This window comes from Alteribacillus iranensis (assembly GCF_900113025.1).
Taxonomy (GTDB): Bacteria; Bacillota; Bacilli; order Bacillales; family Marinococcaceae; genus Alteribacillus_A; species Alteribacillus_A iranensis.
On record NZ_FONT01000001.1, the window covers coordinates 825,408 to 836,440 of the forward strand.

General features: G+C 40.7%; 10 protein-coding genes and 1 pseudogene. 3 read left to right on the forward strand and 8 right to left on the reverse strand.

Annotated elements, in window-relative coordinates; all coding sequences use genetic code 11:
- Positions 1-323: 323 nt before the first annotated feature.
- The gene (locus tag BM095_RS04090) at positions 324-1,166 is read right to left on the reverse strand and encodes an alpha/beta hydrolase family protein (protein ID WP_177194678.1); all 843 of its coding nucleotides are present in this window, start codon (positions 1,164-1,166) and stop codon (positions 324-326) included.
- A gap of 67 nt (positions 1,167-1,233) precedes the next feature.
- Entirely contained in the window at positions 1,234-2,466 is a 1,233-nt protein-coding gene (locus tag BM095_RS04095; protein ID WP_091657739.1) for an MFS transporter, read from the reverse strand.
- A gap of 121 nt (positions 2,467-2,587) precedes the next feature.
- On the opposite strand from BM095_RS04095, the gene BM095_RS04100 reads away from it, so the two are divergent.
- Entirely contained in the window at positions 2,588-3,469 is an 882-nt protein-coding gene (locus tag BM095_RS04100) for a LysR family transcriptional regulator (RefSeq protein ID WP_177194679.1), read from the forward strand.
- Between the two features lie 90 nt (positions 3,470-3,559).
- Here the strand turns inward: BM095_RS04100 and BM095_RS04105 are convergent, their stop codons facing one another.
- From BM095_RS04105 to BM095_RS04125, 5 genes are all read right to left on the reverse strand, one after another.
- Complete coding sequence (locus BM095_RS04105) at positions 3,560-4,480, reverse strand: Ppx/GppA phosphatase family protein (protein ID WP_091657744.1); 921 nt, start codon at positions 4,478-4,480, stop codon at positions 3,560-3,562.
- A 24-nt stretch (positions 4,481-4,504) separates the two neighbouring features.
- A complete protein-coding gene (locus BM095_RS04110; RefSeq protein ID WP_091657946.1) occupies positions 4,505-5,674 on the reverse strand; it encodes a TraB/GumN family protein in 1,170 nt (389 codons plus the stop codon).
- Between the two features lie 227 nt (positions 5,675-5,901).
- A complete protein-coding gene (locus tag BM095_RS04115) occupies positions 5,902-7,050 on the reverse strand; it encodes a mechanosensitive ion channel family protein (protein WP_091657747.1) in 1,149 nt (382 codons plus the stop codon).
- A gap of 108 nt (positions 7,051-7,158) precedes the next feature.
- A complete protein-coding gene (locus BM095_RS04120; protein WP_091657751.1) occupies positions 7,159-8,019 on the reverse strand; it encodes an MBL fold metallo-hydrolase in 861 nt (286 codons plus the stop codon).
- Between the two features lie 169 nt (positions 8,020-8,188).
- A complete protein-coding gene (locus BM095_RS04125) occupies positions 8,189-9,424 on the reverse strand; it encodes a Zn-dependent hydrolase (RefSeq protein WP_091657754.1) in 1,236 nt (411 codons plus the stop codon).
- 295 nt (positions 9,425-9,719) lie between these two features.
- On the opposite strand from BM095_RS04125, the gene BM095_RS04130 reads away from it, so the two are divergent.
- Complete coding sequence (locus BM095_RS04130; protein ID WP_091657756.1) at positions 9,720-10,349, forward strand: spore coat protein; 630 nt, start codon at positions 9,720-9,722, stop codon at positions 10,347-10,349.
- A gap of 29 nt (positions 10,350-10,378) precedes the next feature.
- Positions 10,379-10,540, forward strand: coding sequence for a hypothetical protein (locus BM095_RS16485; RefSeq protein ID WP_177194680.1), 162 nt, complete (start codon positions 10,379-10,381; stop codon positions 10,538-10,540).
- Between the two features lie 101 nt (positions 10,541-10,641).
- On the opposite strand, the pseudogene BM095_RS04135 reads toward BM095_RS16485, so the two are convergent.
- A pseudogene (locus tag BM095_RS04135) lies at positions 10,642-11,033 on the reverse strand (transposase); the annotation flags it as partial.

The following is an 11,033-nucleotide window of genomic DNA, read 5'->3' on the forward strand; positions in this document are numbered from 1 at the left end:
TGGAAGAGAGGCAGCCGTGCCTTATCCAGCTTCTCCCTTCTGGTTAACAACTGTTTTATTACAGTTCCTTTATCTGGTTATTATGTTATAACAGTAACACCTGTTTTGCAACAGGTATTTTTGATTTTTTTAAAATTTTTATATAAAATTAGCTTTATATCCGACTCTACCCCTATAACCATAAGGTTCACTTCATATATTTATTTATGATTGTTTCAAATTGAAAATCCTGTTATGTTACAGGAAATAGCAAAAAAACCGGACTTGTTGGTATAATCAAGTCCGGTTTTTTCTATAATTTTTTCTATATCCCTTGAAGCTGTCTATTTTAAAGTTTCCTTTAAAAAAGCTGTAGTATGACGTAAAGCTTCCTCCAATTCAGGAGTCACACCTTGAAACGGATGAACAGCTTGAAAGGTATGATTCCCTCCAGAGATCAAAACACGCTTATGCTGTTCATTTGTTTCTGACATTTTTTTAGAACCTTCAACGAGCCATTCTCGATCTTTCTCCCCTTGCACAAGCAACAAAGGTGTAGTCATCGACGTAAGTGCATTTAATATGTCATACTTTTTACCGTTACTCTCTATATCATCAAAAAAGCTTTTAGATATAGGCATCCATTGGTTTGTGCGTGCATTTTTTATATACGCTGTACCTTGTTCATAGGCTTCTTTTTTAACATCGTCCCCTAGATAATGGACGTTCCAAATTCCATTCCACGTTATTACAGCTTTAATACCTGTATTATCCGCAGCATGTAGAATGCTCGTCCCTCCCCCTCTACTGTGACCGAGAAGAGCAATTTTATCCAGATCAAACACGTCATGGTATGGAAGTTTTCTGTCTGTCATTGCTGCAAACAGTGTCTTTATATCTTTCAGTTCACGAGAAAATGAGTTTATAGCAAATTTATCTAACTCATCAAAGTCGGTTTCTTTGACACCATTACAAGAGAAGTTAAAGCGAATGGCCACATACCCTTTATCAGCCAAATAGTCAGCGACATAAGGAAAGAACCCCCAATCTTTATGGCCTTTAAAGCCATGGCACAAAATTACGACTGGTTTTTTCTCTTTCGTGTCGTTTAGGTGAACATTTCCTCTCACATATAAGTTCTGTTCCATAGGGATCACAAAACTTTCTTGTTTTGTAACAGTATTCATGGGCATCGCTCCCTTTTTACCTCATCTTACCATACTCACGACAAGGAGAAACAAACACTCTCAATGATTATAACGACTTCTGAGCGTGTACGGGGCGTGTATATTTTCGTGTTTCTTTTCTTTCTTCCTTTTCCATTCGGGACAGTATTTTCGTAGAAAGAACTGTTACACACAATATAACCATCGAACCTGCGACTATCCCAGACCATCCGAATGCAGGCCACAGCCAGCCGTAATAAATGCTTCCAAGGCTCCCGCCTAAATAATAAGAGGTTAAATACAAACCGGAAGCACTGGCTTTCGCAGTTTTGGCATGTGTAGTTACCCACGCACTAGACGTGGAATGAACAAAAAAGAATCCAAAGCTCAGGAAGATCAAGGCTACAATAATAACAGGAAAGGAAGGTATTAAAGTAAGAGCAATACTCGTGGCCATGAAAGCAATCCCAATAAACATGCAAGTTGTCTGATTCCATTTTTGGGCAGCCTTACCAGCGAGCGTCGAACTTATCGTTCCTGCTCCATACGTGAGAAACAAAAGGCCAAGAATAGCCGTTGAAACCTGAAATGGTTCTCCATGTAAATAATAGGTAATAAAATTAAACACTCCAATAAATACGAAGAAATGTAAACCGCCAATAATATAAGCATAACGCATTTTCGGGTCAGTTATATGGTTTTTATTATCGCGAATAACTTCCTTCAAATGAAACGGCCTTGAAGTAAACTGTTTGGATTTTGGTAACAGAAAATAGACTAGCAGTAAGATAAACACACTTAAAATGGTCATAACCAAAAAAGCAAATCGCCAATCCCACAAGTCTGTTAATACTCCGCTGATTACACGGCCGCTCATCCCCCCAATACTGTTACAGCTGATATAAATACCTACAGCCACCGACATTGCTCTCACTTTATATTCTTCACTAATATAGGCCATGGCTGCTACGGGGATTCCAGCAAGTGCAGCCGCTTGGAAAATACGCGCGGCTAATAGCCATTCAAACGTCGGGGCCAAACTTATCGCTAAAGTTCCCAACGTTCCAAGCACCATGGCAAGGATAATAATATTCCTTCTGCCATATGCATCCGACAACGCTGTATATAGAAAGAAACTAATTCCTAACACAAACAATGCAACAGAAATAGTTAAACTTGAAGTTGTTTCTGATATGCCAAACTCCTGTGTAAACAATGGAAGGAGTGGCTGAGGGAAATATATATTCGCAAAAATTAACAAGGAAGCAGCTCCAAGTGCTGCCGTTGCTCTCCAAAAAGTTTTTGTCTTTACATCAATCATGAGTATGCCTTCTTTCTCTTCTTTCTCTATCTTTATCCTATCATTGTTCTAACAATAAAAAAAATATATAATAATTATCATAATCATAACTTTAATGAATAATAGGGAGAGATATAGATACATGGATATCAAGCAATTGATGTACTTTCAAGAAGTGGCAGAACTAGGAAGCTTTACTCGAGCCGCTGAAAAACTTCATATTGCCCAGCCAGCCATCAGTAAAGCAATTAAAAACCTAGAAAACGAACTCGACTGTATGTTATTTATCCGCGAAAAGCGTCATGTCTACTTGACAGCAGAAGGCCGTATTTTAAAAAAACACGCCGATCAGTTAATAAAAGGCTTTGAGAGGGCAAAAAATGAATTACAAGATGTGAAAGCTGGTATCCTTGGTACTGTTCAGCTTGGCCTGCCTTCTATGGTTGGTTCATATTATTTTCCAGAAAAACTGGCTCGTTTTAAAAAAAAGAATCCTTCTTTTGCCATTGATCTTTATGAGGCAGGAAGTACAGATCTGGGAGAGGCAATCATTGACGGAGAAATGGAAATGGGGACGGTCGTAGTGAGCGAAGGCATGAATGACATGCTTCAGATACATCCTTTTTTAGAAGAACCACTTATGCTGGTCGTTCCGCCCAATCATCATCTGGCTGAGAAAAGATCGGTTCCCTTAAGCCAACTAGCACATGAACCTTTAATATTGTTTAAAGAAGGATACTATCAAAGAAAAGTGATCGAAGAAGCAGGTGAGCTGGCAGGACAATCTCCAAAAATAGCGTTTGAAACGAATCAAATTTCAATGGCTAAATCGTTGACAGCCCGTGGTTTTGGAGTCTCTGTGTTTTTGAAAATGGTCGTTCCCGAAAAAGAAGAAGATCTTGTAGCCATTCCCTTCGATCCGCCAATCGTGTTGACACTTGGGATTGCTCACAAAAAGAATGTACCGTTGTCCCCGGCAAACAAAGCGTTTTTAAACTTTCTCATGGACGAAACCACTCGCTAAGTATAGAGATTAGAGGGATTGATGAGGAAGACCAATGCAGATTGAAACAGGCTTTTATGGTCTTCCTACATCTGAGGAAGAGCACAGCCATTAAAGGAGCATAAGTTTATCATACAAGATGCCTTCTCTCCACCCATTTCTGCTTATGACAAACTGAGTTGCTTTCATATGATGTATGAGAGTCTCCAATATATACAAAGCAGGCAGAATATTGTCTGCTTTTTCTTTAGACAACCCTTTTACCCTCTTTCGCTCCGTATTGGATAAAGAAGAGAAATAGGTTTTCATCTGCAAAATATTCTCTACAGCCATGCGATACCCGTGCATATTTTGGCGCGGGAGCTTTCTTCTATGCCTGTCTATCTTGGCCAATGCATGAGCACTGCCGCCAATGCCGATCAATGAAACCTTCTGATTTTCCACCCACGGTAAACCCGCCATATGTCCTTCGATCAGTTGATAGACTTGTTTAACGGAGTCCTCTAATGGCAGCCCGTCAACCATATGAAGTTGTTCTGCTAGCACAAGTGTGCCTACCGGAATACTTGCCTTATGAACTAAGTCATTGTTGTAGAAACTCGTTATTTCAGTGCTTCCTCCGCCAATGTCACAAGTTATACCACAATTCACTTCTAACGTCTGCACCACCGCTGCATACCCATAGTAAGCCTCTTCTTCCCCTGTTAACACCGAAATATTCCATCCGACGGTATGTTTCACGCGCGAGAGAACTTCTTCCTGATTTTGTATGTCTCGTAAGGCGGCAGTGGCTCCGCATATATATTGTTCGATTTCAAAGTCGTTCAAAAGAAGTTTAAATGTTTGAAGTGCTTCCACCAATACGTGCTGGCCTTCTAATGACATTTCATTTTTTATCGTTATATAAGATTGAAGATGAAGAGGTTTTTTCCATTTTTTCACTTCTTTTATTAAGTTGGAAGAGCTGACTTCGAATATAACAAGCTTTGTCGTTTTTGCACCGATATCAACCACCGCATACCATTGTGACATCTCGCCACCCTCCCGGTTAACGTTCTATCCAATATTTTCAAAAAACAACCGAATCACATCTGCTCCTCCAATCACCGTGCCTAGAGTGCTCCCTAAGTTGGCCAAAACGACAATTAAGAGAATCCTTGTCACACGGTTTCTCCAAAATCCTTTGACGCTGTACACATCATCTGATAGTGCTTCAAAATCTCTAACATTCGGTTTTCGAATCAGCGCTTGAACCGCACCTGCTAACCAGCCTGCAGCTATAAGAGGATTTAAAGACGTAATAGGGGCAGCAACAAATGCAGTCAGGATAGCTAGTGGATGAGCCATTGCAATAGCTGTCCCTAAAGCTGAAAAAGATCCATTCCACAATCCCCAGCTAATCATCTGCTGGATTCCAGCTGTCGGATTCGCGATAAAGGTATAGATGATAATAGACGCGATAAGAACGGGAATCGCCCAGCCTATTACTTTCGGAAGGACCGATTTAGGTGGAACCTTAGTTAATTCTTCTATGTTCTGTTCGCGTTTGATTTCTTTTTTTATACCAGGAACATGTGCAGCCCCTAACACAGCGACTATTTTCTCACCCGGTGCTTCCTTGATTTTATGGGAGAGATATTGATCTCGTTCATCTACTAATGGCTTCTTCAGCCGGGGGAACGTTTCTGTTAATTCATGGAGGACTGCGTTTAACGTATCTTGTGATTTCATCTCTTCTAATTCTTTTTCGGTGATCGTGTCTTTACTGAAGATGCTGAGTATAATACCCATTAATAGCTTTGCTCTTCCCCAAAACCCTACTTCTCTCCAAATTCGTGCAAACGTAATCTGAATATTTCGATCTGCTAGTACTAATTCGGCACCTATGTGTTCCGCAGACTCGATTCCTTGTTTCATTTCTTGTCCTGCTTCGATACCAAACTGTTTTGCCATACGTTTCTGAAACGAAGAAATAGCCAAATTCATTAAAAGTAAGGAGGATTTCCTTTCTTTAATGACTTGAAATATATTCATATCTTTCCATTTATTGCCTTCCATCATAGCTTGGAAACGCTGTTCATCTAACTCAATACAAACTGCATCAGGTTGTTCGCTTTCTATGACCTGTTTGACTTCATCCACGCTCTGTCTCGAAACGTGTGCCGTACCAATTAATATAAATTCTTTTCCGTCTATTGTTAATCTCGTTATATTTTCTTCTTCCATGTTTTTCCCTCCGGCGTCTAACAAAAGATAACTCCCCTATTATACCAAATCCTTTAAACAGCAAACAGAAGAATAGTGATAATCGTAAGAAAAGTCCAGGTTCCTATCTATCGGCGACACACCCTTCAGACATGCCAAAAATATGCATTTAATATCCTGTTACTCCCTCTAAAAAAGGGCTGTGAAAGATCATTGTTTATGACCTTTCATACAGCCCTACTTCCTATCTAGTCCTTTTTCTCTGTATTTTCTCCATTCACATACTGAAGCTGCTTATTCCGTACTTCGTCCATTACTTGTTCCATCACTTCACTGTCGCTTTCTAGATAGAGCGAACGGGAAGGATATGCAATGTCTACCTCTTCTTCTTCTAATATCTTAACAATCTCTAAGTTCATTTCTTGTTTGACTTCTGTCCATTCGACCCAAGCCGTTGTTTTCGTAAAGAAATACAAATACAATTCATAAGAGGAGTCTTTCAACTCATTAAAGTTAACGATGATCAATTCTTTATCAATGTCTTCATGATCGTTCAGCATTTGCTTAATCCGTTGAACGATTGTTTCCAATTGAATGCGGGAAACACTTCGTTCCAATCCTATCGTAAATGTAATGAGACGTTTGTTCATTAGTGACCAGTTCGTAATCGGTTCGTGAGCAATAGTTTTGTTAGGTATGATGACTAGCGAATCTTCAAAGGCACGAACTTTTGTACTTCGAAAGGAAATATCCTCTACAATCCCTTCAACCGTTGGAGTGGAAATCCAGTCACCTTTTTTAAATGGTCGTTCGGTAACAATGATGATGCCTCCAATGAAATTGCTCAGCGTATCTTGAGCAGCGAGAGCGAAGGCTAAACCACCCAATCCGAGTCCTGCAATGAACCCATTCACATCATACCCCAACTCAAATGCAACGATGGTAAGCGTAAGAGCAATGATCACAAAACGGAGAAGCCGAGATAAAAACGGTATCAGCATGCTGTCTTTTCCGTCTTCCATTTTCTTCGCAATCTTATAAAACAAACTAGAAGAGGTTCCTGCAAAATTATAGAACCCCCAACCAAGCACTATAATGATAATAGATCGATACAATGTATTAATAACTTGCATATTTTCCCATGGAATCGGTAAATAGAGCAGAGCTAAGTAAATCCCTAATATACCTATGAAAAAATGCAATGGTTTCTCAAAGGATGTAAGTATATTTCTAAAGATTCGAGGAATTCTATTGGTCAATCGAAGGATAAGACGAAAAAGATATTTTGTAAATATTTTCCTAAATAAAAACACGAGGATAAATATTAAAACAGCAACACCAATATCAATCCAAGGAAGCCCCAAAAGCCATTCTCCCCAGTTGTTTAAAAAACCCAATTCTCTCCCTCCTAGTTATGACTGCTATATTACATGGTCTACTCGACCCATCCTTTCCATTACCACTCTAATGAAAAAGGGCAGGGAGCTGTTTTATCAGCTCCCTGATTATACCCTATTTTCATCTTTCGAATCCACATATCGTCCGTGATCAGGTACCGCTATTTCTTCAAAATGGCGGGCTAACGTGTGAAGCCCTTCTTTTAATTCTGTACCTGTCATAGGACGTCCGTGTCCTGTTAACACAGCGTCAGGGTTTAGCTGCGCTAGATTTTTTACTGATTCTTTCGCTTTCTGCCAATCGGGAGTAAAATAACGAGGCGGGCCTGTAATTTCTTTTTCTTGCTTGAAGACCTTGTAGAGCTCATCCTGTTTCACTGTCACAAAAGCATCCCCAGCAAGAAGGGTCCGATCAGATTCTCGAAATAACGAGATATGACCTTCCGTGTGCCCCGGTGTGTGAACCCATTTCCACCCTGTCATGGCGGGCACTGATCCATCTTCAGGCAGCTCGTGTATATACGGTCCTAAGTCCACCGGTTCATCCGGGAACAGACTAGACATTTTTGCTACCATCCCACCTTCTACGCCAGGATCAGGATCGGGATATTTTTTCTTACCTGTAAGGTAAGGAATCTCCGAGGAATGGGCATATACAGAGACGTCCCATTCTTCTGCCAGTTGAACGACAGCTCCGACATGGTCAAAGTGCCCGTGTGTGAGTATGATTGCTTGCGGGCGGCTATTTTTACCATAACGCTCTTTCGCCACTTTTTTGATAGCATCAGCGGATTTCGGCATTCCAGCGTCCACTAGTACCCATCCTTTTGGATCAGCCGGTTTGCCAACAAAACAAACGTTCACTATTTGAAGAGTCAATCCATGCACATCTGAACGAATGTCATGCACTTCTCCAGTTTCAACGGACGTCATAGGCATCCACTTGTTTTTCATTGGATCGTCTGTCATGATGTTTCCTCCCATGTACGATTCTCTGTCTGATCTATTCCCCACCGTCTATAAAAGTTAAACTAATCAGTCGCCTAGTTATGAAAAGAGAGGCTTGAAAAAAAGGCTATTCAAATGAAAAAAAGGCTAGCGCATGTTTGTTTTCATGCACTAGCCAGTATATTACCTTTTATTCAGTGGCAAGAGAGAGAGCTGTCTGGAGGACAACGTTTACCGCTCTTTCACAGTCATCCCAATGGGTTAACTCATCTTCATCATGACTTTTCCCATTCACGCTAGGAGCAAATATCATTGCGGACGGCAGGAAATCTTGTAGGAATTGTGCGTCATGTCCGGCACCGCTTACCATCCGTTTATGAGAATATCCAAGAGCTTCAGCCGATTGTTCGAACGTATTCACCACATCTTTATCGAACCATATCGTGTCGCGGCTCCATAATTTCGTGGCTTTTACTTCACATTTTTCTTTCCCTTCTGACTGAGTGAGTTCCTGAATAATTTCTTCTACGCGTTTAATGGTTTCAGGATTTTGGTGTCTTGCTTCAAGGGAAAAGACAATCTTGTTCGGAATGACCGTATGAATGTTAGGCCAAGCATTAATCCGTCCCATGGTATAGACAAGATCATCATCAAGCTTGCTTAATTTTTCTCTAGCTTCCTGGATAAGATTATTCGCTGCAAAGAAAGCATCTTTTCTCATTGGCATCGGTGTTGTTCCAGCATGGTCGGATTCACCTGTTACTTCAATGTCATAACATACCATTCCTACAACGCCTTCAACGATACCGATATCAATTTGTTCTCTTTCCAAGACGGGCCCTTGTTCAATATGAAGCTCTAAAAATGCTTTTGCTTCTTTAATACGGTTCGCTTCTTCTCCTTCGTAACCGCTTTCTTTTAGTGCCTGCTCAAATGAAATTCCTTCTGCATCTGTAGACTGAAGCATTTTCGCCTTGTCAAAGCGACCAGAAAGAACACCAGATGACATCATGGATGGTTCGAATCGGGCACCTTCTTCATTTGTGATATTTACAACCATAACAGGCACTTCCGGCTCGATGTTATTTTCTACGATCGTACGAACCACTTCAAGTCCGGCTAATACACCAAGAACACCATCAAAGCGTCCGCCTTTTTTTACAGAGTCGAGATGGGAACCCATCACTACAGGCGGCTTGCTATTATCTTTTCCTGGAAGGGTCGCATAGATATTCCCCATATCATCAATTTTTACCGTCATACCTAGCTCTTCACAATGAGAACGGAATAGGTTGCGGGCTTGTATATCTTCTTCAGAAAAGCAAAGGCGTGTTACCCCATTATTCTCTGTACGCCCATTATCAGCGTATTCCTCCAATGTGTTTTTCAACCGTTCGCCATTAATCAACACTTTTTGTGTATTCACATTGCACACCCCTTTTAAAATACTTTTTGGTTTTGATGAAATCAATATGTAAATCAAAACCTTAATAATTTAATTATTGCATATAATATGAAATCTGACTAGTGATTTTTAACTATTTTCTAAAAATTCTTAGGGAACTCACCGTTTCTCTACTTAAAATTTTATGACCGATTAAAACGGAACGAGAAGAATTTCTAAGTAGGATCCCTTCCTTTCCAGCTTATAATTTTCGTACATGTTTTTCCCCTTTTGTATCATAATAAAAAAGAATTTTAATGTTAATGGAGGGAACGAGATGGATCAACAAAACATGAACCAAAATCAAATGCAAGGAAAACAGGTATCTGAAAATATGCCTGGTATGATGAACCACGGGGGACATGAACTTTTTGACGCCCACGAGGTGATCGGCGGAGTAATCGGTATGCTCGATCAATACAAAATGTATGAACAGCATGTGCAAGACACTGAATTGAAAAGTATGATGCAAAGACACTCTAACTTTGTTACAAATCTATACAATACGATGCTCGATACGTTCCAAACAGGCAAAGATCCCTCTCAGCCTACCCAGACATATAACATGTCCCAAAGTAATGATGTCATCTATGGTATGAAGCCCGGTGGTCAACCGAAAAAACCAATCCAATCAATGAATGAAATTTCGGATGAATGCATTTCCAGTTTTATGATGAGCCAAGCGAAAGGTCTTGCATCTCACATGACAATGGCCGCATTGGAATCCACGAACCCCGTGATGCGTCGTGTTTTTGCTGATAGTATTCCTAATATGATTGAAATGGCTTATGAAATTTTCCTTTATCAAAATAAGCATGGATACTATCAGGTTCCCCAGCTTGCTCAAAATGACATGACCCAACTTATGCAAAGCTTTGCGAAAGCCCCTCAGAACCCGATCAACTAAGCTTTTCAAGAATACGGGAGTCGATGTGAATGAACGATAGGAAAAACAATGGCGTGAATCGTCAAAAAGTAGCGCCAACGATGAACGAAGAAGAGTCAGACGGTCGAGACGCTACAAAAGAGGAAATAGAAAAAGGGGATAGTACCACTGTCACTAGGCTCACCCTCGATGAATATGACACGTCTGATTGACTTTCCAAGGGGCTGTATCAAAAGCCCTTAATGTTAAAATACCATGGACGCCATCCATCTAGATGGTGACCATGGATTTTTTAAAATCCAACTTATGCAGCTGGCTTCATTTTGCGGCGTCTTGCCACCGCCATCTTACGTATATTGTGAGCGAGAGCCACCCAACCAAACTCCACCTGAACTTTTTCCAACCCTCTCAGGTGGAATCGCTGGAAGCCAAGATTTTGTTTGACATGACCAAATACACTCTCCACGTCCGTTTTTCGGCGCGCGTAGAGTGTTCGTCCGAACTCACTTTTCAGTTTGATCGCTTCTTTCGCTTTGAGTTCCTCGTAGACCGGATTATAATAGACCTTCCGGTTTCCTTTGGCGGTGGTGCAGTCCGCTTTGAATGGGCATTCTTCGCAGGATTCACATTCATAGATTTTAAAGTCCCGCCTGTATCCGTATTTATCTGTACGGCGGCGGTAGTGACGGAAGGTGACCTTTCGCT